Genomic DNA, 24,795 nt, shown 5'->3' with positions numbered 1-24,795 from the left:
CCAGTGGTTCAGACCGTCACCGGCGCGCCGGCGGTTCGCACCGACACCCCGAGGAATCCGGTGTCCAGCGAGCCGTCGGCGTGTGCCGTGAAGCGCCAGCGTGCCTCGCGGGCGCCGCCGATCATCACCACCGACCAGTCGCAGCCCGGGGTGCCGAGGAACGCCTGCAGCTCGGCGGCATCCCGCCCGGACGCCGGGCTGGCCAGGAACAGCACGCCACCACGGTCCTCCAGCGCGGCCAGCGCCTCGCGCAGGTTCGCCGCCGTCGTGGTGCCGGCCAGCGGCACGCCGAAGCCGCAGCGGACCACGCGCACGTCCCGCGACCACGGGTTGGAGACCAGCTCGGCGGTCCAGCTCTCGACCACGGCCCGCTGGGCGCGCTTGTCGCCGTCCAGCCCGATCAGACCGTTGGCCTGACCCAGGTCGAGCAGCACCCGGTCGCTGCCGGCCACGCCGAGCGTGACCAGCCGCGGGTACGGGTCGGCCAGGTTCGGGTCCACCGGCGCCGCCTGCAGGTCACGCAGCGAGGCGGTCCAGGTGCGGCCGGAGCTGTCCGAGGTCCACGGCGCCGGGGTGTGGTCGTCCGGCACGGACAGGCTGAGTCGCGCCTCGCCGGGCGCGAGGGTGACCGCGTACACGTCGGGCAGTGACCGGCCGCTCTGCGCGCACGCCGTGGCCAACGCCCGCAGCGCGCGGTCCGCGGTCCAGGACGCGGTGTTGTCCCGCGGGTCGATCAGCGCGGGCTGGACGGCCGGGCGGCGGCCCCGGCGGCGGTAGAGCCAGAAGCCGGCGCCACCGGCGGCGAGCAGCACGACCAGGCCGACCGCGACGATCCACCAAGGGAAACTGCTTTCCTCAGCCGCGGCCGGAGAGGGAACCGGCGCTTCGGCAGAGGGGGCTTCTGCGACCGACGGCAGCGGCCCGATCTGCACCCCGTCACCCTCGGCGTCCGGCGGCAGCTGCAGGATCCAGCCCGGCTCGATCACCGCGGCGGTGGTGAAGACCAGGCCGCCCGGCTGCTTGCGCCCCTTGTTCAGCTCGAAGATCTCCGGGTTGCGGTTGCCGTCGCCGAGGAAACGCTCGGCGATCTCGTAGAGGAACTCCGGCTCACCGTTGTACTCGGGCTGCACGACGTAGTACTTCACGTCCTCCAGCGCACGCCGTGACACCCCGGCCTGCGCGGGCGCGGCGAGCATCGCCAGCAGCGCGACGAGCACGGCGACGGGCAACAGGACAGTGGGCAGGGGGCGCTTGGACATTCGTCAACCTCGACATGGTCGGGATGGGACGGCAGAAACGTAACTTCGGCTGACCAGAACCGTCAGACCTGCCGCCGGACCTTTGTCCAGGTGCGCACGCAAGCTTTCCCGGAGGCACCGTGCAGCTGTTCCTCACCGTCGCCGACCCGCTCGGCGGAGACCGGATCGACGTGGTCGCCGATGTGGACGGCCGCACTCCGGTGGGTGCTTTCGGCGCGCAAGTGCAGACCCTGCTGCGGGATGCGGCGGACCGCACGGCGGCCACCCTCTATGTGGACGGTCGCCCGATCGACCCGCAGGCGGAGATCGCCGACTCGCCGATCCGCGACGGTGTGGTGGTCAGCATCGACGACCCGGCCGGCTGCCCGCCGCCGGAGCGCCGCGGCATCATCGAGGTGCGCGTGGTCAGCGGCCCGGACACCGGCGCGGTGCACCGCCTCGGGGTGGGCGACGGCGACCTCGGCCGGGCCCAGCACTGCTGGGTCGGTGTGGCCGATCCGGCGATGCCGCCGATCGCCGGCGTGCTCACCGTGGACGCCGCCGCGCGCTGCTGGTTCGAGCCGGCCCCGGGCGCCGGCGCCACCATCGAGGGCGCCGACGTCACCGGGCGCACCGAGTGGAAGGCCGGCGACTACCTGGCGGTCGGCCGCAGCATGCTGACCGTGGCCGAGTACACCCGGCCGGACGCCGCGCTGGCGCCCAGCGCGGACGGCGCCGGGCTGGACTACAACCGCCCGCCGCGCATCCTGCCGTCCCGCCGGCAGACCGTCTTCAAGCTGCCCAACCGACCCAAGGAGCCGACCCGCCAGCCGCTGCCGTGGCTGATGGCGTTGCTGCCGCTCGGCGCCGCGGTCACCCTGGCGCTGGTCACCGGGCGGGCCTCGATGCTGCTGATCGCGCTGTTCAGCCCGATCTCGGTGATCGCCAACTACCTGACCAACCGGCGCAACGGGCGTCGCTCGCACACCGAGCTGATGCGCGAGTACAAGGCTCGGAAGATCACCATCCGGGCGGACGCGCAGCAGGCGGTGGACGCGGAACGCGCGGAGCGCCGCAGCAACGCGCCCGACCCGGCGGCCGCGCTGACCATCGCCACCGGCCCGCGCAGCCGGCTCTGGGAGCGCCGCCGCCGCGACGACGACCACCTGTGGTTGCGGGTGGGCACCGCCGAGGTGCCGTCCGAGGTGGTGGTCGACGATCCGGAGCAGGAACTGCACCGCCGCACCGGGGCCTGGACCATCGGCGACGCGCCGGTCACCGTGCCGCTGCGCGAATGCGGCGTGATCGGGTTCGCCGGGCCGGGGGACACCGCCCGGTCGCTGGGCCGCTGGGCGCTGATCCAGCTGGCCGTGCTGCACAGCCCGATGGACGTGCAGGTCGTGGTGCTCACCTCGCCGGACGGCAAGGAGAGCTGGGACTGGGTGCGCTGGCTGCCGCACGCCCGGCAGGCGAACGGCCCGCTGGTCTCGATCGGCGCTAACGCGGAGACCATCGGCCGGCGCATCGCCTGGCTGCTCGACGTGGTCACGCAGCGCGCGTCGGTGCGGGACAGCACCGGCGCCGCCGGGTTCCGCGAGGCGGATATCGTGGTCGTGCTGGACGGCTCGCGCCAGTTGCGGGCGCTGCCGGGCGTGGTGCAGGTCCTGCGCGACGGCCCCGCGGTCGGCGTCTATGCGGTCTGCCTGGACGCCGGCGAGCGGCTGCTGCCCGGCGAGTGCCAGGCGGTCGTGGTGGTCGAGGGCGACACGCTGCGCGCGGCCCGGTCCAACGCCGACGAGGTGAGCGGCGTACGCCCCGATTACGTGACGCCGCAATGGTGTGCCACGGTGGCCCGGACGCTGGCGCCACTGCGCGACGTCAGCGGCGACGATGACGACGCCGCCCTGCCGGCCGGCAGCCGTCTGCTCGACGTGCTGGCCCTGGACCCGCCGACCGGCGACGCGATCGCTTCGCGCTGGTCGATGGGCGGCCGCACCACCGCGGCGGTGATCGGCGAGTCGTTCGACGGACCGTTCACAGTGGACCTGCGACGGGACGGGCCGCACGGCCTGATCGCCGGCACCACCGGCTCCGGCAAGTCGGAGCTGCTGCAGACCGTGGTCGCGTCGCTGGCGGTGGCCAACCGGCCGGACGAGATGACCTTCGTGCTGGTCGACTACAAGGGCGGCAGCGCGTTCGGTGACTGCGTGGCGCTGCCGCACACCGTCGGCATGGTCACCGACCTGGACGAGCACCTGGTGCGCCGGGCGCTCGAATCGCTCACCGCCGAGCTGCGCCGCCGCGAGCACCTGCTGGCCGACGCCGAGGCCAAGGACATCGAGGACTATCAGCGCAAGCCCGGGGTCGCGTCGCTGCCGCGGCTGCTGATCGTGATCGACGAGTTCGCCTCGATGGTCCGCGACCTGCCGGACTTCGTGAAGGGCCTGGTCAACATCGCGCAGCGCGGTCGCTCGCTGGGCATCCACCTGCTGCTCGCCACCCAGCGGCCGAGCGGCGTCGTGTCGCCGGAGATCCGGGCCAACACCAACCTGCGCATCGCCTTGCGGGTCACCGACGCGTTGGAGAGCACCGACGTGCTCAACGCGCCGGACGCCGCCCGGATCGCGAAGAGCACGCCCGGTCGCGCGTTCGTCCGATTTGGACACGCGTCGCTGGTGCCGTTCCAGGCGTCCCGGGTCGGCGGTCGCAGCCCGGCAGCGTCGCAGCAGGGTTTGCCGGCGCCGCGGCTGCGTACCGTTGGATGGGCCGACCTGGGCCACCCGCTCAGCCTGCCGCCGGGTCCGGCCGCGACCCAGCAGGAGGTCACCGATCTCCAGGTTCTGGTGCACGCGATCCGCGAAGCGGCCGCGGCCGCGCGGGTGCCCCCGCAGCCGAGCCCGTGGTTGCCCGCTCTGCCGGCGGCACTCACGGTTTACGACCTTTCTTCGGTACGCGGCGCGGGACCGCTCCCCACCCTGCCCTTCGGCGTCGAGGACCTGCCCGCCCGCCAGGCGCAACGCACCGCGGCGATCGACCTCGCCACCTTCGGACATCTGCTGGTCGCCGGGGCGCCGCGGTCCGGGCGCTCGCAACTGCTGCGCACGCTGGCCGGCGCGGTGGCCGCCACCCAGTCCTGTGCCGACGTGCACCTCTACGGCCTGGACTGCGGCAACGGCGCCCTGCTGCCGCTGACCTCGTTGCCGCACACCGGCGCGGTGGTGGCACGCTCCGAAGTGGAGCGTGCGATCCGGCTGATCCGCAAGCTCAGCGAGGAGATCCGGCGCCGCCAGGGGGTGCTGGCGAGCGGCGGCTACGCCGACATCACCGAGCAGCGCGCCGCTCAGCCGCAGCAGCGCCTGCCGCACATCCTGCTGATGCTGGACCGCTGGGAGGGCTTCACCGCCACCATCGGCAACATGGACGCGGGCGCGCTGACCGACGAGATCTTCGGCTTCCTGCGCGAGGGCGCCAGCGTCGGCGTGCACCTGATCATCACCGGCGACCGGTCGGTGGCGTCCGGCCGGATCGCCGCGCTGACCGAGGACAAGATGGCCTTCCGGCTGCCCGACCGTGGCGACTGGTCGCTGCTCGGCCTGGTGCCGCGCAACATGCCCGAGCAGATCGAGCCGGGCCGGGCGTTCCGCTCGGAGTCGGGCGTCGAGCTGCAGGTGGCGCTGCTCGACGAGGACCCGGCCGGCGCGGCTCAGGCGGCCGCGCTCACCCGGCTGGGCGCGCACGCCTCGGGCCGGGACGCCGGGGTGGACGCGGTGCGACGGCCGTTCCGGCTGGGCGATCTGCCGGCCGAGATCTCGTACGCCGACGCGGCCGCCGTCTCCGGCCCGGACCACCTGCTCGTCGGCGTGGGCGGCGACCAGCTCACCGGTCACGGCCCGGATCTGTCGGCCGGCATCCCGGCGTTCACCATCGCCGGGCCGGCCAAGTCCGGTCGCAGCACGGCGCTGGTGACCGTGGTGCGGTCGGCGCTCGATGCCGGGCAGGAGGCGATCCTGCTCGCGCCGCGCAGCTCCCCGCTGCGGGATCTGGGCACCGGGCCCGGCGTGCTGGCTGTCTTCACCGGCACCGACGTGCAGCCGGACGAGCTGCTCGCCGCGGTGGAGAAGGCGCAGGGCAAGCTGCTGATCGCGGCGGACGACGCGGGCGCGTTGAAGGACTGCGCGGCGGCGACGCAGCTGCGCGACATCATCCGCACCGGCGAGGCGCGCGGCTGGGCGGTGGTGGTCGCGGGCGACGCCGAGGACCTGGGCGCCGGGTTCAGCGGCTGGCTGGTGGACGCCCGCAAGGCCAAGCGCGGGCTGCTGCTGTCGCCGCAGAGCCGCAATGACGGCGAGCTGGTCGGCATCCGGCTCGAGCGCACCGCAGTGGGCCAGCCGATCCGCCCGGGCCGCGGCCTGCTCTGCCTGGGTTCTGGCGACCCGATACCGGTGCAGGTGCCGCTGTCGACGTAGGGCTAGCACCACCCGGGTCGGCGGCGTATCACCCCTGACTCGGGCGCCGGGCGCGCGCAGGCTCAGTCCCATGACGACTTCAAGGGTGCTGCAGAGCTCGACCTCCCGGCGGACGCTGCTGGCGGTCGGCGGCGCCGTGGCGGGCCTGGCCGCGACCGGCGCCGGCAAGAACACCAGTGGTAGCTCAGCCGGGTATCCGGCTGCCGGACACACGCGTGAGCTACCAGTCGGGGGTTGGCTCGCGATCACGGGAGCCACGGTGATCGACGCCACCGGGGCGCCGCCGCGCAAGGATGCGACAGTGCTGATCCGGCACGGTCGCATCGTTGCGGTCGGCCCGTCCCGGCGGGTGCCGGTGCCGGCCGGCGCCACGGTGGTCGACGGCCGCGGGCGCTTCCTGATTCCCGGCCTGGCCGACATGCACTCGCACAGCACGCAACTGGAGCGCACCTATCCGCCGCTCTACCTCGCGAACGGCGTGACCACGGTGCGGGAGATGGCCGCGAACCCGGAGATCAGCGCCTTCCGGGACCGGGTCGAGGCGGGCACCCTGCTCGGTCCACGGTGGACGATCGGCAGCAAGATCCTGGACGGGTCGCCGTCTTTGTGGGACGGGCTGGGCGCGGACATCTACCGGGCGATCGGCACGCCCGCTGAGGCTCGGGCGGCGGTGCGCGAGGAGCAGGCGGCGGGTGCGGCGTTCATCAAGACCTACACTCGGCTGACCCGCGATTCGTTCCACGCGCTGGCCGGCGAGGCGCGCCGGCGCGGCATTCCGTTCGCCGGTCACTGCCCCGACTTCGTGCCGGTCGGCGAGGCGAGCGACGCCGGCCTGCGGACGCTCGAGCACTCCTGGCAGATGTGGTACGACATGTCGTCCCAGGAGGATCGGCTGCGTGCGGCGATCGCCCGGGTGCCGATCGGGCCCGGGGAGTACAGCGGCTGGTTCACCAAGATGCACCCGATCGAATACGCGGCGGCGCGCAGCATCGACCGCCGCAAGGCCGAGCGGCTCTTCGCCCGGCTGGCACACAACGGCACCGCCGTCACGCCGACGCTGTCCGTGCACCGGGTCGCGGACCTGCCGCAGGACGTCGACCTGCACGACCCGCGCTACCGCTACTTCCCGGCCGAGATCATCGCGGTGTGGGAGTGGTCGATGAACGAGATCTATCTCAAGAACCGCCCACCCGAGCAGGACGGCGAGAAGCGCGAGCTCTTCTATCGCCGGATGCGCCTGACCAGGGCGCTGTACGACGCCGGGGTGCCACTGCTGGCCGGCACCGACACCGGCACGTCCTATCTGATGCCGGGTTTCAGCCTGCACGACGAGCTCGCGCTGATGGTGTCGGCCGGGCTGCCCGCGATGGCCGTGCTGCAGGCCGCGACCCGCACGCCGGCTCGGGTGCTCGGCAGCAACGGCGGCACGATCGAGCGTGGCCGGGACGCCGATCTGGTGCTGCTGGACGCGGATCCGCTGCGGGACATCGGCAACACCACCCGGATCCACTCGCTGGTCTACCGAGGCCGCTACATCGGCCCGGCCGAGCGGCAGGCGATCCTCGACGACGTCCTGGCCGCCGCCCAGGAATCGCCGGCCGCACCGATCGCCACGCGCACCTGCCCTTGTTGAGGGGTGATTTTTGAAAGGACGCGGCCCGGCGAGAGATCGCCGGGCCGCACGTCGCTACTACTTGGAAATGGCGTTCGCCAGCTCCTGGTCGGTCTGCTCCAGCGCCTCGGCGGCCTTCGTCAGATACTCCGACATGCCCTGCAGCCCCTCGGCGGCCTGGGTGATGCCCTGGTTGAACTCCTGGTACGAGTCGTCGAACTGCTTGCTCGACTTGTCCGTCACGTAACCGTCGCTGGTCAGCGCCCGGACCATCTCCCGCAGCTGCTGGAGCTTGTCGAGGATCTCCTCCTTGCCGGAGTTGAGCCGGTTCGAGGCGTCCCGCATCTCCTGGTAGGTCACGTTCATGTTCGGCATTGCGGGGTGTCCTTTCAGGTCAGACGAATCGGAAGGTCGCCGTGATGGCGTCGAACAGGTCATGCATCTCCGCGGTGAGCGGAAGGATCGGGGTGCTGCCGGTGATCAGGGCGATCCGGGCCTGACCCGGGCCGGGGAACGGCACGAAGGTCTGCAGCAGCGCGCTGCGGATCCAGCCGGTGCCCTCCGGCATGGTGATGTCCTCGACGCCACGGGTCCGGGTGACCCGGCCGGCGTGCGGTAGGTCCACCGTCTCGACCACCCGCCACGGCTTGTCGTCGCCGCGCTTCTCGATCGGGCGCAGGTGCTCGCCGATCGATTGCACGTCGCCGGGCGCGGCCACCACCGAGACGGTCATGGTCGCGGTGAGCAGTGCGGTGTCGAAGCCCTGCACCATCACGCCGCAGTACGCGGCGCCGCTGGTCTGTGCCGTCCGCGCGGCGCTGCGCAGCGCCCGGACCAGGGCGGTCCGGTGTGCGAACAGCTCGGGCACGTCCTTGACGCGCTCGCGCACCAGGCTGTTGATGCTGCCGTTGCGGGTGCTCGGGTGCAGGTCCACTTCGAACCAGCCGTGCGGCACCGCGAGGGCGAAGCCGGTCGGCGCGGCCACCTGTGCCGTCGTCACTTCTTCTCCCTCGACTCACGCAACGTCTTGTCCAGCTCCTCGTCGGCCTCGGTGAACCGCTGAGCCGCGTCGTCGGCGATGTCGCCGAGCTTCTTGCAGTTCTCCTGCACCTTGACGCGCCCGTCGGACCAGTCCGACTCGAAGTGCTCGATGGCCTTGTCCACCTGCGGCTCGCCGATGTCCCCGTTGAGCCAGCCGGGTGCGGCCCACATGGCTTCCGAGATCTCGTTGAGTGTGGTGGAGAACTTCCGCAGCCCGTCGATATCGACCACTAGTTGATCCACGGATCGAACAATGACACCGCCGGTCGGCGGGCTGTAGCGATTGGTGCAAACGGCTCGGAGTTCAGGGGTGTTCGTCCCAACGGCTCGGTGGGCGGCGGTCGCCGAGCCACCATCTGTCGGACAGATGTCACGAGGAGGCACGCGGATGAGTCGGCCGACGGACTGGTGGGTCCTGGACCTGGAGTCGGACCCCACGCCGGGTTCGGTGGAGGAGGCCGAGCAACTGGCCCGGCGCCTGCACGAGTTCGCCGACAAGGCCGAGTACGCCCACCAGGCGATCAACTCGATGCAGGGCGACGACGCCGTGCTGGCCTGGGTCGGCATGTCCGGCGACAAGTTCCGCGAGCAGTTCGGCGAGTTCCCCGCGCAGATCGACAAGGTGCACCGGTCGCACCGGATGGCCGCGGACGCCCTGGTCGCCTTTGTTCCCAAGCTGCTGGACGCGCAGTCCGACGCCGACCGCGCGCTGGCCGACGGGCGAGACGCGCGCAGCAGCCTGGACGCGGCGAACGCGGCGCTGACCGGCGCGCAGAACGAGGCGAGCAGCAAGAAGCAGGCCACCGAGACGATCACCGATCCGGAGCAGTTGAAGCAGGCCACCCGCGATGCGCAGAGCGCCGACCAGCAGTTGACCAACGCGCGGGGCGAGGTGTCGTCCGCGCAGAACGCGCTGGACGCGGCCAAGGCGCTGGCCGAGCAGGCCCGGCAGATGCGCACCGACGCGGCCGGCGTCTGCGCCAAGGCGATCAACGACGCCTCCGACGCGGGCATCCAGCCGCGGTCGTTCTGGCAGAAGCTGGCCGACGGCTTCAAGATGCTGTGGGACGCGATCTGCGAGATCGCCAAGTGGGTGGCGCTGGTGGCCGGGGTGATCGCGATGATCATCGGTGGTCCGCTCGCCTGGGTGGCGCTGGCCGCGGGGGCGATCCTGCTGATCAAGGCGGTGGTCGACTTCGCCAACGGCAAGGGCAGCGTCATGGATCTGGTGTTCGGGATCCTCGGCGTGATCCCGGGCGTGAAGGGCCTGACCACGCTCGGCAAGCTCAAGGACCTGTACAAGGCCGGCGGCGTCCTGGCGATCGGGAAGAACACGCTGAACTCGATGAAGGAGTTCGCGCTCGGGGCGATGAACACGCTGAAGAACATCGTCAAGAACGGGGTCGGCGCGATCGGAGCCAAGTTCAACGACCTGCCGTTCTTCACCTCCAAGACGGGCAAGCAGACACCGGCCTGCGGCGACCCGATCGACATCAGCACCGGGCGGATGTTCCACTCGGAGACGGATCTCGAGATGGCCGGCGCTCTGGCGATCACGCTGACCCGCACGCATCGCTCGGATCTGCGGCACGGCCGCTTCTTCGGGCAGAGTTGGGCGTCCACACTGGACCAGCGGGTGCAGGTCGAGGACGGCGGCGTGCACCTGGTGCTCGAGGACGGCTCGCTGCTCAGTTATCCGGAGCCGGATTCGGTCGGGCCGGTGCATCCGCAGCACGGCACGGATCGTCCACTGCGGCGCACCGGCGACGGGGGGTTCGTGGCCTCGGACCCGGAGTCCGGGCGCCGGCTGTGGTTCGCCAAGCCCGACGACGAGGGCGCCGCGCTGCTGTCCGCGATCACCGAGGGCGAGCACCGGATCGACGTGCTGCGCAACGGTCTCGGGGTGCCGGTCGAGGTGCGGCACTCCGGCGGCGCGCGGGTCACGGTCGGCTCGATCGACGGGCTGATCACCGCCTACAACGTGCTCGCCGCGGACGGGCAGCCGGTGCTGGTGCGCGAGTTCGACTACGACGACGGGCAGCAGTTGGTCGGCACGGTGAACGGCTCCGGGCTGGCGATGGCCTACGGCTACGACGAGGCCGGCCGGATCGTGCGCTGGCAGGACCGCGTCGGCATGTGGTACGCGTACGACTACGACGCCGCCGGCCGCTGCGTCCGGACCACCGGCAAGGACGGCTTCCTCAACTACACCTTCGACTACCAGCCCGGCCGCACCCGCGCGACCGACTCGCTGGGCCACGTCACCACGTTCACGCTCAACGACCAGTTGCAGGTCACCTCGGTCACTGACCCGCTGGGCCGGACCACCACGTCGCAGTGGGACGCCAAGCACCGGTTGCTCTCCCGCACCGACCCGCTGGGCCGCACCACCACCTGGACCTATGACACCACCGGCGCGGTCACCCAGGTCACCCTGCCGGACGGCCGGGCGATCACGCTCGGGTACGACCGCGGCGGCCGCCCGACCGAGGTGGTCGGCCCGGACGGCGCCCGCTGGAGCTTCGAGCACGACCGGGACGGGGTGTTGCTGGCCCGCACCGACCCGGGCGGCACGGTCTTCCGTTTCGGCGGGGACTTGCCGGTCGGCGCGTCGTCCATCGGCGCCCCGCCCTCGGTGGCGCCGCCACAGCTCGACGACTTCGGCCGGATCGTCGCGGACGACGCCAACCGCTACGAATGGACCGCCGAAGGCAACCTCCAGCGTTGGAGTGTGGCCGACGGCGGCACCGAGACGCGCAGCTATGACGCGGAGGGAAATCTGGTCGCCGTGGTCGACGCGCGCGGAGCTCGGACCAGCTTCGAGTACGGCCCGTTCGACCTGACCACCGCGCGGATCGACGCCACCGGCGCCCGGATGACCTACACCTGGGACACCGAGATGCGGCTGACCGTGGTCACCAACGAGCTCGGCCAGACCTGGCGCTACGACTACGATCCGGTCGGCCGGCTCAGCCGCGAGGTGGACTTCGCCGGTCGTGAGCACCGCTACGAGTGGGACGCGGCCGGTCAGCTGGTCCGGTTCGACGACCGGCACTACCGCTACGACCTGCTGGGCAACCTGGTCGAGGAGCGGGCCGGCGACTACACGGTCGCCTACGCCTGGAACAAGGGCGGCCTGCTGATCGCCGCCGACGCGCTGGAGCTCCGCCGGGACGCGCTGGGCCGGGTGGTGGCCGAGGCGATCGACGGCGAGATCACCAGCAGCGCCTTCGACGGCGCCGGGCGACGGGTCCGCACCACCACACCGTCCGGTGTGGACGTCGCCTGGGCCTGGGACGAGCAGGGCCGCGCGGCCACCGCGACGGTCGCCGGGCACGTGCTCGACTTCACCTACGACGCGGCCGGCCACGAGTGCGGCCGCCAGCTCGACGGCGCGTTCTATCTGGCCACCGAGCGCGACGCGGCACACCGCCCGATCACCCGGATCCTGGTCGGCGGCGACCTGTTCAACAACCCGGTGCTGATCGACCGCCGGGTGCTCGCCCGGGCGAACGGCGACCTGGTCGCCATCGAGGACCGCGCCGATCGGCGCGAGATCACCCGCGACGCGCTGGGCCGGGTGGTCGGTTTCGGCGCCGAGCGGTACGCGTTCGACCCGGTCGGCAACCTGACCTCACCGGCGACCGGCGACCTGCAGGCGCATGACGTGCACGGCCGGCTCACCGCGCGGACCGCCACGGACGGCCGGCAGTGGCTGCACGAGTGGGACCCGTTCGGCCGGATGAGCGCGGTCACCACCCCGGACGGCGAGCACTGGACCTACCGCTACGACGGGCTGGGCCGCCGTATCGCCAAGGAGTCGGCCCGCGAGCGGGTCGAGTTCAGCTGGCTCGGCTATCAGCTGGTCGAGCAGCGGTCCTTCCTCGGCGGCATCAGCCAGGTGATCACCTGGGTGCACCACCCGGTCACCGGCGAGGTGATCGCGCAGGTCGAGGACGGCCGGGTGTTCGCCGTGGTCACCGATGAGGCGGGCACGGCGACCGACCTGATCGACACCGACGGGAACCGGGTCTGGCAGCGCTCCGCGACGCTCTGGGGGCTGGACATGTCGACCGAGACGCCGCTGCGCTTCGCCGGGCACTATCACGACACCGAGACCGGGCTGCACTACAACGTGCATCGCTACTACGACCCGGGCACCGCGCGTTACGTCAGCCCCGACCCGCTCGGACTGCTGCCCGGGCCGAACCCGTACGCCTATGTGCCGGACCCGTTCGCGGCGAGCGACCCCGTCGGCCTCTATCACTGCAGCGAGTACTTCGGCATGTTCCCGAAGAACGACTACGTGCTGCACGTGGGCCGGCACGCGGACACCCAGGGCTGGTCGCAGCGCGGCGTGCGGGAGAGCGAGCACGTGATGCCGACGCAGGCCGTGCAGTCCTCGGGCATCTGGTCGCCGGGCATCCGCAACGAGATCAGCATCAGCATCCCGTACTCGGCGCACCGCGCGGGCGTGGACGGCATGGGGGTCGGTGTCTCGTCCACCGGCCGCTCGACGACGGCCACGAACTGGCGGGCCGACCTGGCCAACCAACTGGCCAACGGGCAGGGATTCGACGCGTACAAGCGGGTGATCGCGGACGAGCTGAACGTGGACATCCGGGCGGCCGGCGGCCTGTGCCACTTCGTCGACCAGGTGGTCGCGATGCCGCGCCCGGCCAACGTTCCGGCCCGGCTGACCCCGGCCCAGGGCGAGCAACTGAAGCAGTGGATCGCGGACACCTACTGGCGCAACCAATAGGGCCAACCATCGTCAGTGGACGGTGTTAGGCTCCCCGCGCTTCCGCCCGGCAGAGGGCGCGACGCGGGGGAGAGAGACATGCACCGTTGGGGACACGCCCTGCTCGCGATCGCGCTGGGCAGCGCCGTTGTCGTGACCGGGTTCGCCCAGCCCGCACAGGCGATGAACTACACGTCGGCGGACGTGACGAAATGGACCTATGTCGACGCGGCCGACCCGTCGACGCCGCGGATCAACCCGGAGGGCGACGCGCCGCTGGGTTCCTCCCGGGACGCCGACGGGGTGCGGCACACGGTCCGGGCCTACGTCACGTTCGACCTGACCCGATACCGCGGCCAGGTGCTGCACCGGGCCAGCCTCTACACCTCGGAGCGGTCGGTGGTGGACTGCACGCGGGCCACCACGGTGGAGATCTGGCGCACCAGGCCGGTCACCGCGACCACCACCTGGCAGCACCGGCCCAAGGACCTCGAGCTGGTCGACGAGCATCACCTGGGCGCCGGGACGATCTGCCCGGGCGCCTACTTCGACGCCGACGTGCTGGGCCTGGTCAACGCGGCGCTCGCCCGGCGGGAGAGCACGATCAGCTTCGGCATCCGGGTGGCCGGCGGCGGCGAGACCGACCCGCGCCTGGGCCGCACGGTGCGGCCGTTCGCCCTGAGCTTCTCGTCCAACCACGCCCCTGAGGTCAGTGATCTGAAGCTGATCTCGCCCGACCGCCCATGCGGCACGCTCGCCAAGCACCCGGTAGCCGGGTCGTTCACCTACTTCTCCGCCACGGTCACCGATGCCGATCCGCGCGGGTACCAGTCGCGCTGGTTCGCGATCTGGCCGGTCGAGCACCCCGACCAGCGCGCCGAGTTCAACCGCATGGATTACGACCTGCGCGGCTTCGCGGACGGCACGGTGCTCGCCTGGAGCGCACAGGGTCGCGATGACGACGACGCCGGGCCCTGGGGCCGCACGTGCTATCTGACCGTGGACAACACCGCGCCCGCCGCGGCGCCGGTGGTGACCTCCAAGAAGTACGGCCCCGGCGACTACCCCGGCACCGGCGGCACCGGAGTCCCGGGCACCTTCGTGCTGGACGCGTTCGGCGATCGCGACGTGGTGGGCTTCGACTACCGGGACTCGAGTGCCGGCTTCCCGCGGACCGCGATCGCCCGCGGACCGGGCGGCCGGGCCAAGGTGACCGTCACCCCGTCCCGCTGGGGTCCCAACGAGCTGACCGTGCGGTCGTTCGACGCGGCCGGCAACCGCGGCCCCTGGACGACCTACCGGTTCTATGTCCGCAACACCGCGCCGGCCGCCGAGGTGGAGATGAACGGCGTCGGCCTGACCAGCCGCATCACGCTGTTCACCCGGATCGAGGGAGTGACCGCCTTCGGCTACGCGATCGGCGACGGCCCGGAGACCCGGGTGCCGGCGGCCGAGGGCACCGGCGCCGGCGACCTCGTCTTCGACCACACCGGCTTCACCTATGTGCGGGTCCGGTCTTTCGCCGGCCGCAAGTTGGTCGGGTCGGACACCGTGGGCGTCCCGGTGACCGACGAGCCGCGCGTCACGTCGGAGGAGTTCGACTGGTCCACCGATCCGATCGCGGGCGAGCCGGGCAGCTTCACCTTCGCCCCGCGCATGCCGCACGTGGTGGCCTACGAGTACGACTTCGGCGACGGCGTCCGGCAGAGCATCCCGGCCGCTGCGGACGGCACCGCGGTGCTGCCCTGGACTCCGGCCGAAGGCGGCTACTACTCGATGTCGGTGTGGGCGGTGAACGACGACGGCGACAGGTCGTTGGCGGCCAGGCACTACTTCGTCGTCATCGATCCCCGGCCGCGGGTGACGGTCGGCGGCGGCACCGGCGACTTCGACGGCGTGGGTGTGCCGGTGCGCATCGACCTCTACAGCGAGCTGCCGGACGCCACCGGGTTCGTCTACCGCTTCGACGGCGGGCCGGAACAGACCGTCGCCGGCTCCTATGCGGACATCGAGGTCGTGCCCACCCACGCGGGCGAGAACCCGTTCACCGTGCGGGCCACGCTGGCGGACGGCACGCTCTCGCCGGAGCGAGCGATGACCTTCACGGTCACCTCGGCGCCGCTGGTCTCGACCGCCGGTCCCTACGGTGCCAACCCGGTGATCGGGCGGGAGTCGACGTTCACCTTCCGGCCGGGCCTGCCCGGCGTGACGCACTACCGCTTCGCCTGGAACCCCTGGGGTGAGGATGTGCAGACCGTGCCGGCCGGCCCGGACGGATCCGCGACCGTCGCCTACACCCCGAGCTCGACCTGGGAGGTGCTCGAGGTGACCAGCGTGGCGACCGACGGCAGCGTCTCGGACACCCGCCGGTTCGGCTTCACGCCGGACGACCCGGCGGTGGGCGTCGGCGGAACCTGGGACTCGTGGAGCCCGACCGGCGGCCTCGGGGTGCCGGGCAGCTTCGTCTTCTACGACTCTCTCTGGGCGGTCGTGGCGAAGTACCAGTGGCGGGTCGACGACGGCCCGGTGCACGAGACCGCGCCGGTCGAGGACTACGGGGTGCGCGTGCCGTGGACGCCCGATCGCATCGGGGAGCACACGCTGCGGGTGTGGGCGGAGTTCACCGACGGCGCGTCCTCGCCGGTCGTCGAATACCCGTTCCTGGTGGGCACGCAGCCGATGGCCGAGTCCGCCGTCTATCCGGCCGATGGCTGGGGTGGCGGCGCCGGCGTGCCGGGCGGGTTCCGGCTCAGCGGCGGCATGCCGGGCGTGGTGTCCTTCGACTACCGCATCGTGAACTACTCCACCGACGAGGAGGCGGCCGCCGGCACGCTGCCCGCGGACGCGGCCGGCGTGGCCGAGATGACGTTCACCCCGGCGGAGTCCGGCTGGTTCACGCTCACGATCACCGGGCACACCGCGGACGGCACGGCGACGGACATCGGGCGGGTCGGCTTCGGAGTGAGCTCTTAGCCGAGGCGCCGTAGCGCTGTCTCGACAGCTACCTCGACCCGGGAGGTCATGCCGGGCACATCGACGGGACGGCGCCCAGCGACCTGACCGCTGATCCACTTTGCCCCGCTGTCGTCATAGTGCAGCAGGGCATACAGGTCCCACCACGGATCGAGAGTCACCCCGGCGATCGACTCGTAGAGCGACCGCAGCTGCTCCGACCACTCGGGCGAGTAGAGCGCCGCCAGGTATCGCCGGCAGTGCCCGACGTCGATCGCGCGCGACCCCCGATGGATGGAGTTCCAGTCGGTCAGCCCGGTGATCCGCCCGCGCGACCACAGCATGTTGACCGGCAGGAGATCGCAGTGCAGAAAGACGGCAGGGTCCTTGGGCGGCGGCGTCGCCATGACACCGAACGCCGCACTCCACACAGCCGGCTTCGGTGCGTCGACCGGCACCTGAAATCCGCCTGGAGGAGCGATCCAGGAATCCGTCCAAGGTCTGAACGTCTGTGCGGGGAGATCTTGGGAGTGCAGCAACACAGCGAGTTCCGCGATCCTCGTCATCCACGACCGAGGTTCCGCCGGACTGAGTTGCACATGCCCCGGTAACCGTGTCATCAGCAACGACGGCGCGCCTCCCGTCGAAGCGCCGGCGACATCAGCGGCCAGGATGCTCGGAACCGGGAGCCCGCTGCCCGCGACCACACCAAGGTTGGCGATCTCCTTCGCCAAGCTGCCCTGTAGGTCGAGCCCGCCCGGGTACTGCCGCAGCACCACGGACGTTCGCACTCCACGTCGCTCGACGGTCAGCCGGTGCACCGCGGAGCAGACGCCACCGGTCAATCGGCGGTGGCCGACGATGCGGCTGCCCCGGCCCATCGACGCCGCCACCCAGGCGAGAGTCTCCTCGGAGGGCCGACGCCGCCGGAACTCGCCGTCCCGCCAGTCGCCGTCGGTCATGAGCGCGAGCTTATCCGGAGCATCGGCGTACTAGGTGACTCGTCTGAGCTTGTTCAGATAGGTCTGCGCGACCACGACGACGGCCAGGAACGCGCCGCTGATCACCTGCTGGTAGCTGGACTGCACGTTGCCCACCTGATTGATCATGTTCTGGATCACGCCGAGAAGCAGGACTCCCGCGATGGTGCCGGCGATCGTGCCGGCGCCACCGGTGAGCAGCGTCCCGCCGATCACCACCGCGGCGATCGCGTCGAGCTCCATGCCCGTGCCCAGCACGGTCACGCCGGAGCCGAGCTTCGCCGCGTTGATCGCCCCGGCCAGGCCGGCGAGCAGCCCGCTCAGAACATAGACCCAGATCTTGGTACGCCGCACCGCGATCCCCATCAGGCTGGCCGCGTCCTCACTGCCACCCACCGCATAGACCGCATGCCCGAACCGGGTGCGCGCGAGCACCACGATGCCGATCACCACGAGCACGGCCACGAGCCACACCTGGTAACCGATGCCGAGGAACGACCCCGTGCCGAAGCGGCGGAACGCGTCGCTCTGCACCAGATAGGTGTTCGAGCCCTCGGTGCTGAGCGCGCGCATCAGCCCGCGCGCGCCGAGCAGCGCGGCCAGCGTGACGATGAACGGCGCCATCCGGGTGTACGCGATCAGCACCCCGTTGATGACCCCGATCGCCCCGCAGAGCAGCAGCGGCGCCAGAAACGCGGCCCACAGTCCCCACTGCGACGCATAGGCCGAGACCACCCCGCCGAGCACATAGAGCGAGCCGACCGACAGGTCGATGCCGCCCGTGATGATCACGAAGGTCATGCCCAGCGCGATCAGCATCGGCGGCGCCGCGGCCACCAGGATCGTCGCCGCGTTGTCGTAGCTCCGGAAGTTCGTCCAGGAGATCGACGCGATCAGCACGACCACCACGAGCACCGCCAGCGCGCCCTGCCGCTGCACGACGCCGACGATCCGGTCGGTGCGCTCGGCCCGGCGCACATCCGCCGCGACCACCGCCGCCGGGACCTCAGGATCGGTAGCCAACTGGGTCACCGGGTCTTCCTCTCACGGGCGACGTAGACGGCGATCAGGATGATGACCGCCTGCACCATCTCGGTGGTGGACGGCTGCAGGTTGTGCTTGATCATGGTGGCGACCACCAGCTGCATCAGCAGGGCGCCGGCCACCGTGCCGAGGACGCGCACCTTGCCGCCGGTCAGCGGGGTGCCGCCGACCACCACCGCGGTGATCGCGGACAGCTCGATCAGCAGGCCGACCGCCGAGGCGTCACTGGACTGGATGCGGGCCACCGCCAGCACGCCGGCGATCGAGGCGAGCATCGCGCACACCACGTACACGGTGATCAGGACTCTTTTGACCGGCAGACCGGCGAGCTCGGCCGAGGCCCGGTTGCCGCCGATGGCCAGCAGCCGGCGGCCGAAGACCGTGCGGCGCACCACGAACGCGACCACCAGCACCAGCACCGCGGCGATCCACACCAGCACCGGCAGACCGAAGAGGTCGCCGGAGCCGAGGTAGATGAAGTCCTCGTTGCGGATGTCCTTGAGCTGGCCGCCGGAGATCACCAGGGCGAGCCCTCGACCGCCGACGAACAAGGCGAGGGTCGCGACGATCGGTTGCAACCCGACCCGCGCCACCAGGGTGCCGTTGATCAGGCCGACCACCAGCCCGGCGATCAGCGAGATCAGGATCGCGGCGAACACGCCGTAGCCCAGGTAGAGCGGGATCAGCGCGGCGGCCAGCGCCATCACCGAGCCGACCGACAGGTCGATGCCCTCGGTGCCGATCACCAGCGCCATGCCGAGCGCCACGATCACGATCGGCGCCACCTGGATCAGCTGGATGCGCAGGTTGCTCCAGGTCAGGAAGTTCGGCGTGAAGAACACGTTGTAGAGCACCAGCAGCACGATCGCGGCGTAGACGCCGTAGACCGGCAGCCAGGCCTTGACCCGGGCCAGATCGATGCCCGGCCGGGCGGCGGCGACTTCAGTGGTCGTCATCGTTCTCCTCGGTGGACGCCGCGGCGATGACCGCCAGCAGGTCCTCAGTCGTCACCTGGTCGCCGGTGAGCGTGCCGACCACCACCCCGTCGCGCAGCACGACCACCCGGTCCGCGCCTTCGATCAGCTCCTCGGCGTCCGAGGAGACCAGCACCACGCCGAGCCCCTCGCCGGCCAGTTCGTCGATCAGCGACTGCACCTCGGCCTTGGCGCCCACGTCGATGCCGCGGGTCGGCTCGTCCAGCAGCAGCACCTTGGGCTCGGTGGCGAGCAGCCGGGCGAGCAGCACCTTCTGCTGGTTGCCGCCGGACAGGTCGCCGACCCGCTGGTGCGGGCTGGACGCCTTGATCTGCAGTCGCTTCATGTAGCGGTCGACCACCGCGTCGATCTTCGCGTCCGACACCACGCCGAGTCGCGACATCCGGGGCAGGACCGCAAGAGCGATGTTCTCCCGTACGGACAGCCCGGCGACGATGCCCTCGGCCTTGCGGTCCTCGGGCTGGATCGCGATGCCCGCCTTGACCGCCCGCACCGTGGTCGGGCGGCCCAGATCCCGCCCGTCCACCTCGACGTGCCCGCCGTCCAGCGGGTACGCCCCACCGATCGCCTTGATCGTCTCGCTGCGCCCGGCACCGAGCAGCCCGCCGAGCCCGACCACCTCACCGGGCCGCACGTCGAAGCTGATGTCGTGCAGCTTGTGCCGGCTGTTCAGGTCGCGGGCCCGCAGCACCGGCGGGGCCTGCGTGTCACCGGTCATCTCGCCGGAGAACGCGGTGGCGCCCTCGCGCCGCACCTCGGACATGTCCCGCCCGAGCATCAGCGAGACCAGCCGGATCCGTTCCAGGTCCTTGATCTGCCCGGCGTGCACCACACGCCCGTCCCGCAGGATGGTGACCGCATCGCAGATCCGATAGAGCTCGTCCAGCCGGTGGCTCACATAGACGATGCCGATGCCCTGCTCGTGCAGCCGGCGGATGACCCCGAACAGCGTCTCCACCTCGCGCGGCTCCAGTGAGGACGTCGGCTCGTCCATGATCACCACGCGCGCGTCGATCATCACCGCGCGGGCCAGCGCCACCATCTGCTGCGCGCCCAGCGCCAGCGTGCCGAGCCGGCGCCGCACGTCCGCGGTGACGCCGTAGCGGCTGAGGATCTCGCCGGCCTCGCGGTTCATCCGGGCCTCGTCGAGCATGCCGAAGCGGTTGCGCGGCTCGCGGCCGAGGAAGAGGTTGTGCGCCACGCTCATCAGCGGGATCAGGTTGACCTCTTGATAGATGGTCGAGATCCCGGACCGCTGCGCGTCCATCGGGGTGGCGAACGAGGCCGGCTCGTCCTGGTAGCGGATCTCGCCGCCGTCCGGCTGGTAGACCCCGGTGAGCACCTTGATCAGGGTCGATTTGCCGGCGCCGTTCTCGCCCACCAGCGCGTGCACCTCACCGGCCCGCAGGGTGAAGGAGACGTCGTCCAGGGCGCGCACGCCCGGGAACACCTTGGAAACGCCTTCGACTTCTAGCAGCGGCATGAACGCATTCACTCACTTCCACACATATTCCGTCAAGACTTGAACATTGACGAGGCCGGACGCCGTGGCGCCCGGCCTCGTCACCACCTCAGCCGCTCAGCCCAGCGGCGCCGCGTTGTTCCAGGTCGCGTCGGCGTTGTAGCTGCCCGGGTTGTCCCAGGCGTTGCCGCCGCCGTTGCCCGCGATGTAGACCGCTTCGCCGTAGTGGCGCCAGTGGTAGCCGGGGTAGTTGATGGACTCCAGCGACACGTTGCCCGCGCCACCGTTCAGCGGTTGCTGCGCGCAGAATGTCGCGTCCTGTGCGAACACCGCGGTGCCGTCGTTCGAGGCCTTCTGCACCCGGTATCCCGCGTGCCGCAGATATTGGCCCGGGTAGTTCGCCGACTCGAACGTGTAGCAGCTGCTCTCCGCCAGCCCGGCCCGCACGATGAAGGTCGCGTCCAGCCTGTCGGTGGCCGCACTGCCGGTGTTGATCACGTCGGTGCGGGCCAGGTTGTCCCGGTGCCGCAGATAACGGGTGTCGTAGCCGGCCGTGGTGACCCGGAACGACCGCCGCGCGCCCAGCGCCAGATCGGCGCCGCTGCGCCACCAGCCGCTGGTGACGGCCCAGGTGGCGTCGGCCGTGAACGAGCCGCCGTTGTTCTGGTCCATCCAGACCTCAGCGCTGCGGTGCCGCATGTAGAAGCCCGCCATGTTGGCCGACTCCAGCGACGTGCCGCCCCCGGAGAGGCCCGGCCTGGCACAGAACGTGGCGTCCGCGTTGAACGTCCCGCCGGTGCTCGCCTCGGCGTACACGCGGTTGGCGCGGTGCCGCAGGTAGCGCCCCGGGAAGTTGCGCGACTCGAACGAGTAGCAGGCGCTGTTGGACAGGCCGGCCCGCACGAAGAACGTGGCGTCCTGCTTGTCACCGACCGCGCTGCCCGCGCCGATCACGTCGGTGCGCGCGGCGCCGTCCCGATGCCGCAGGTAGCGGTCGGTATAGCCGGCCGTGGTCACCCGCAGCGAGACCGGCTTGTTCAGCGACAGCGTGGTCCCGTTCGCCGCGCCCAGCACCCGCTGGTGCACCTCGCGCACGCGAGCGAAGTCCATCTTCTGCAGCTGCCGGTCGTAGGTGAAGAAGCCGTTGAGCTCCTCCTCCACGTCGGTCGGCTCGGTGTAGACCGACCCGGAGAGCCCGTTGCTGTTCATCAGCTCGATCAGCCGTGCGGTGATCTGGACGTACCGGTTGGTCAGCGCGTTCGAGTCGGGCAGCCACTCGTAGGCGAACTTGCCCGCGGTCGGCCACTCCCGGTTGGTGCGCAGGCCGAGCCCGCCGTATTCACCATTCACCGCGATCCGGGTGGCCGTCGGCGGGCGACTGATCCCCGGGCCCACATAGGCGTGGTCGTCGATCACGTCGCCGTTGCCCGGGTCCGGGTCGGAGTCGCAGCAGTTCGAGCCGGAGTTGTGGTTCACCAGGCGGTTCGGGTCCCAGCTCTTGACCAGGTCGGCGATCCGGCCGGCGTCGTATTCGCCCCAGCCCTCGTTGAACGGCACCCACTGCACGATCGACGTGATGCCCTTGTGCTCGTCGATCATCTCGCGCAGTTCCCTCTCGAACCGGGTGCGCCCGGCCTGCGAGGGTTCCCGGCCGCTGGCCAGCGCCGGCATGTCCTGCCAGACCATCAGGCCGAGCCGGTCCGCGTGATAGAACCAGCGGTCGTTCTCCACCTTGATGTGCTTGCGGACCATGTTGAAGCCGAGCGCCTTCTGCTGCTCGAGGTCGAAGGCGAGCGCGGTGTCGGTCGGCGCGGTGTAGATGCCGTCCGGCCAGTAGCCCTGGTCCAGCGTGCCGAGCTGGAAGACGAACTTGCCGTTCAGGGTGGGTCGCAGGGTGCCGCCGAGCATCGCCTTGCCCACCGAGCGCATCCCGAAATAGCCGCCCACGGCGTCACCCGAGGCGGTGGTCACCCTCAGGTTGTAGAGGAACGGATCGTCGGGCGACCACAACCGGGCATTGGGTACGGGGATCCGGAAGCTGGTGCCGGTGGTGCCGTTCGCGGTGCCGACCACAGTGGAGCCGCTGAGCACCTGGGCCGTCACGCTCTGCCCGGCCTGGGTGCCCTGCACGACGAGGTCGAGCCCGCCGGCCGCGACGTTCGGCGTGGTGTCCAGCCGGGTGATGCGCTGGGCCGTGGTCGGCTCCAGCCAGACGGTCTGCCAGATGCCGGAGGACGGCGTGTACATGATGCCGCCGCGGTTGAGCCGCTGCTTGCCGACCGGGATGTCCTGACCCTCGACCGGGTCCCAGACGCCGACGATGACCTCGTTGGCGCCGGCCCGCAGCTGGGCGGTGATGTCGTAGGAGAACTTGTCGTAGCCGCCCTCGTGCGTACCCATCAGGGTGCCGTTGATCCAGACCTTGCTCTGCCAGTCCACGGCGCCGAAGTTGAGCTGCACGTTGCGCCCGGACCAGCCGGCCGGCACGGAGAACGTTTTGCGGTAGTACATGAAGTTCTCGTGCCGCATGATGCCCGAGAGAGCGCTCTCGATCGGGTACGGAACAAGCACCTCTTCGCCCAGGGTCTGGTTCACCGGCGGGGTGTTGATGTTCCCGGCCCCGGCGAACTGCCAGATGCCGTTGAGGCTCTGCCAATCGGGCCTGGTCAGCTGCGGTCGCGGATATTCGGGCAGCGGGTTCGAGGTGGACACCTGGCCGGTCCACGGGGTGGTCAGCGGGGGAGTCTTGGGGATGAAGGCGGCCGCAGGGGTGGCGAAGGCGACCACAGCGCCGGCCGAGGCGACGAGCGCCGCGGTGGCCGTGGCGAGTAACCGGCGCCAGGAGGACGGGGAGCGGGGATGTGCAGTCACGTTCTCTCTCCTTCGAGAAAGTTCGCTGGTGGGGGAACTCATCGTGACCCGAACACACATCTGGGTGCAATAGATGCGCATCAATACTGCGAAGCGGAAACGGCGGCGCCGCTCGTGACGACGCCGCCGTTGCCTGCTGCCTGGCTCAGCTCAGTACGCGCTGCCCAGGTCCGCCTTCGCGTTGGTGGCGTCGTACTGCCGGTCGGAGATGATGATGTCCTCCGGGATCGGCTCGCCGTTGAAGAACTTCGTCGCGGTCTCGAACGCCAGCGGGCCGAAGCGCGGGTTGGACTCGATGACCGCCGAGGCCCAGCCGTCCACGACCGCCTGCACGGCGCCCTTGGTGCCGTCGATCGTCACGATCTTGACGTCGCCGGCCTTCTTGGCGGCGCCCTTCAGCGCGACGATCGCGCCCAGCGCCATCTCGTCGTTCTCCGCGTAGATGCCGTTGATGTCGCCGTTGGACTGCAGCAGCTGCTCGGAGACCTTCTGGCCCTCCTCGCGGGAGAAGTTGCCGGTCTGCTCGAAGGTGATCTGCACGTCCGGGGCGACCTTGGCGATCTGGTCCTTGAAGCCCTTGGTGCGCAGCGTGGTGACGTTGTTGCCGGGCGCGCCCAGCAGGATCGCCACCTTGCCCTTGTTGCCCAGCGCCTTGGCCATCTCGTCGGCCGCGCGCTGACCCTGCTTCTCGAAGTCCGATCCGATGAAGGTCAGGTAGTCGGTGCAGGACTTGGCGTTGATCTTGCGGTCGATGGTGATGATCGGGACCTTCTTGGCCGACGCCTTGGCGAAGACCGAGTCCCAGCCGTCCGAGTTCAGCGGCGCGATGACCAGCAGCTGCACGCCCGAGTCGATCATCTGCTCGACGTCGCTGATCTGCTTGTTGAACTGCGAGTTGGCGTTCGTGGTCTGCAGGTTCGCGGCCGGGATGCCGATCTTGGCGGCCTCGTCCTTGATGGACTGCGTCTCGGCGATCCGGAACGGGTTGGCCTCCTTCTCCGACTGGGAGAAGCCGACCTTCGCGGTCTTCAGGTCCACCTTGGTGCCGCCGTACTGGTCCAGCGTGCAGGTCGCGGCGCCGGGCGCGGCCGACTCCGCCACCTGCGCGCCGCCCGTCGCGGGGGTGCCGGTGCTGCCGGTCCCGCTGTCCTCGGATTTGGCGCAGGCGCTGATCAACAGCAGAGCCGCGCTGAGAGTAATGACCGCCGGCCTGAGACGGCCGGTGCGAGCACTCATGACATGAGCTCCTTGAGGGGTGGGTGAGACATCAGGGGGTAATCACCCGGAAACACATTCACCCACTATCAAACTTTTGTTGTCAAGGTCGTGACCATAACCAATCAGAAACGAACGTGGCGCGGGTGAGGGAGCGCTCTCCCGCTGGTCACGGCTT

General features: G+C 70.7%; 14 protein-coding genes. 4 read left to right on the top strand and 10 right to left on the bottom strand.

Going from position 1 to position 24,795, the window contains the following annotated elements; genetic code table 11:
* Window positions 1-8: 8 nt before the first annotated feature.
* Complete coding sequence (locus ACZ6TI_RS17120; protein WP_465346025.1) at window positions 9-1,259, bottom strand: hypothetical protein; 1,251 nt, start codon at window positions 1,257-1,259, stop codon at window positions 9-11.
* Window positions 1,260-1,378: 119 nt separating this feature from the next.
* On the opposite strand from ACZ6TI_RS17120, the gene ACZ6TI_RS17115 reads away from it, so the two are divergent.
* Both ACZ6TI_RS17115 and ACZ6TI_RS17110 read left to right on the top strand, forming a co-directional pair.
* Window positions 1,379-5,704 carry an FtsK/SpoIIIE domain-containing protein gene (locus ACZ6TI_RS17115; protein WP_465346024.1) on the top strand — a complete coding sequence of 1,442 codons (4,326 nt, stop codon included), beginning with the start codon at window positions 1,379-1,381 and terminating at the stop codon, window positions 5,702-5,704.
* A gap of 70 nt (window positions 5,705-5,774) precedes the next feature.
* The gene (locus ACZ6TI_RS17110; RefSeq protein ID WP_465346023.1) at window positions 5,775-7,337 is read left to right on the top strand and encodes an amidohydrolase family protein; all 1,563 of its coding nucleotides are present in this window, start codon (window positions 5,775-5,777) and stop codon (window positions 7,335-7,337) included.
* Window positions 7,338-7,394: 57 nt separating this feature from the next.
* Here ACZ6TI_RS17110 and ACZ6TI_RS17105 read toward each other — a convergent pair whose 3' ends face one another.
* The 3 genes from ACZ6TI_RS17105 to ACZ6TI_RS17095 are packed head-to-tail and all read right to left on the bottom strand — an operon-like array spanning window position 7,395 to window position 8,600.
* Entirely contained in the window at window positions 7,395-7,691 is a 297-nt protein-coding gene (locus ACZ6TI_RS17105; RefSeq protein WP_465346022.1) for a WXG100 family type VII secretion target, read from the bottom strand.
* A 19-nt stretch (window positions 7,692-7,710) separates the two neighbouring features.
* Window positions 7,711-8,316 (bottom strand): hypothetical protein, encoded by a 606-nt coding sequence (locus ACZ6TI_RS17100; RefSeq protein ID WP_465346021.1) that lies wholly within the window; start codon window positions 8,314-8,316, stop codon window positions 7,711-7,713.
* Complete coding sequence (locus tag ACZ6TI_RS17095) at window positions 8,313-8,600, bottom strand: hypothetical protein (RefSeq protein ID WP_465346020.1); 288 nt, start codon at window positions 8,598-8,600, stop codon at window positions 8,313-8,315. Before ACZ6TI_RS17095 ends, ACZ6TI_RS17100 begins: the two co-directional genes overlap by 4 nt.
* Before the next feature lie 145 nt (window positions 8,601-8,745).
* Between ACZ6TI_RS17095 and ACZ6TI_RS17090 the strand changes: the two genes are divergently transcribed.
* Both ACZ6TI_RS17090 and ACZ6TI_RS17085 read left to right on the top strand, forming a co-directional pair.
* Window positions 8,746-13,119, top strand: a complete 4,374-nt coding sequence (locus ACZ6TI_RS17090; RefSeq protein WP_465346019.1) for an RHS repeat-associated core domain-containing protein — start codon at window positions 8,746-8,748, stop codon at window positions 13,117-13,119.
* A gap of 78 nt (window positions 13,120-13,197) precedes the next feature.
* The gene (locus tag ACZ6TI_RS17085; protein WP_465346018.1) at window positions 13,198-16,071 is read left to right on the top strand and encodes a hypothetical protein; all 2,874 of its coding nucleotides are present in this window, start codon (window positions 13,198-13,200) and stop codon (window positions 16,069-16,071) included.
* Here the strand turns inward: ACZ6TI_RS17085 and ACZ6TI_RS17080 are convergent.
* From ACZ6TI_RS17080 to ACZ6TI_RS17055, 6 genes are all read right to left on the bottom strand, one after another.
* The gene (locus ACZ6TI_RS17080; RefSeq protein WP_465346017.1) at window positions 16,068-17,012 is read right to left on the bottom strand and encodes a phosphotransferase family protein; all 945 of its coding nucleotides are present in this window, start codon (window positions 17,010-17,012) and stop codon (window positions 16,068-16,070) included. The two genes, ACZ6TI_RS17085 and ACZ6TI_RS17080, sit on opposite strands and share 4 nt — an antisense overlap.
* 30 nt (window positions 17,013-17,042) lie before the next feature.
* On the bottom strand, window positions 17,043-18,062 hold the full coding sequence (locus ACZ6TI_RS17075) for an ABC transporter permease (protein ID WP_465346016.1): 1,020 nt from the start codon (window positions 18,060-18,062) through the stop codon (window positions 17,043-17,045).
* Window positions 18,059-19,030: an ABC transporter permease gene (locus tag ACZ6TI_RS17070; RefSeq protein ID WP_465346015.1), complete on the bottom strand. Its 972-nt coding sequence runs from the start codon at window positions 19,028-19,030 to the stop codon at window positions 18,059-18,061. The genes ACZ6TI_RS17075 and ACZ6TI_RS17070 overlap by 4 nt, the downstream gene beginning before the upstream one ends.
* The gene (locus ACZ6TI_RS17065) at window positions 19,017-20,552 is read right to left on the bottom strand and encodes a sugar ABC transporter ATP-binding protein (RefSeq protein WP_465346014.1); all 1,536 of its coding nucleotides are present in this window, start codon (window positions 20,550-20,552) and stop codon (window positions 19,017-19,019) included. The genes ACZ6TI_RS17070 and ACZ6TI_RS17065 overlap by 14 nt, the downstream gene beginning before the upstream one ends.
* A 96-nt stretch (window positions 20,553-20,648) precedes the next feature.
* Window positions 20,649-23,402, bottom strand: a complete 2,754-nt coding sequence (locus tag ACZ6TI_RS17060) for an AbfB domain-containing protein (RefSeq protein WP_465346013.1) — start codon at window positions 23,400-23,402, stop codon at window positions 20,649-20,651.
* A 150-nt stretch (window positions 23,403-23,552) separates the two neighbouring features.
* A complete protein-coding gene (locus ACZ6TI_RS17055; protein WP_465346012.1) occupies window positions 23,553-24,638 on the bottom strand; it encodes an ABC transporter substrate-binding protein in 1,086 nt (361 codons plus the stop codon).
* Between the last annotated feature and the right edge of the window lie 157 nt (window positions 24,639-24,795).

Source organism: Actinoplanes sp. NPDC051388, from assembly GCF_055586225.1.
Note: the sequence above shows the minus strand (reverse complement) of the source record. Positions and strands in the feature narration are given on the sequence as shown.

Excerpts from the sequence above, each read along its gene's own strand:
- ACZ6TI_RS17120 (WP_465346025.1), bottom strand. The coding sequence starts at position 1,259 with ATGTCCAAGCGCCCCCTGCCCACTGTCCTGTTGCCCGTCGCCGTGCTC.
- ACZ6TI_RS17110 (WP_465346023.1), top strand. The coding sequence starts at position 5,775 with ATGACGACTTCAAGGGTGCTGCAGAGCTCGACCTCCCGGCGGACGCTG.
- ACZ6TI_RS17105 (WP_465346022.1), bottom strand. The coding sequence starts at position 7,691 with ATGCCGAACATGAACGTGACCTACCAGGAGATGCGGGACGCCTCGAAC.
- ACZ6TI_RS17090 (WP_465346019.1), top strand. The coding sequence starts at position 8,746 with ATGAGTCGGCCGACGGACTGGTGGGTCCTGGACCTGGAGTCGGACCCC.
- ACZ6TI_RS17085 (WP_465346018.1), top strand. The coding sequence starts at position 13,198 with ATGCACCGTTGGGGACACGCCCTGCTCGCGATCGCGCTGGGCAGCGCC.
- ACZ6TI_RS17080 (WP_465346017.1), bottom strand. The coding sequence starts at position 17,012 with ATGACCGACGGCGACTGGCGGGACGGCGAGTTCCGGCGGCGTCGGCCC.
- ACZ6TI_RS17070 (WP_465346015.1), bottom strand. The coding sequence starts at position 19,030 with ATGACGACCACTGAAGTCGCCGCCGCCCGGCCGGGCATCGATCTGGCC.
- ACZ6TI_RS17065 (WP_465346014.1), bottom strand. The coding sequence starts at position 20,552 with ATGCCGCTGCTAGAAGTCGAAGGCGTTTCCAAGGTGTTCCCGGGCGTG.
- ACZ6TI_RS17055 (WP_465346012.1), bottom strand. The coding sequence starts at position 24,638 with ATGAGTGCTCGCACCGGCCGTCTCAGGCCGGCGGTCATTACTCTCAGC.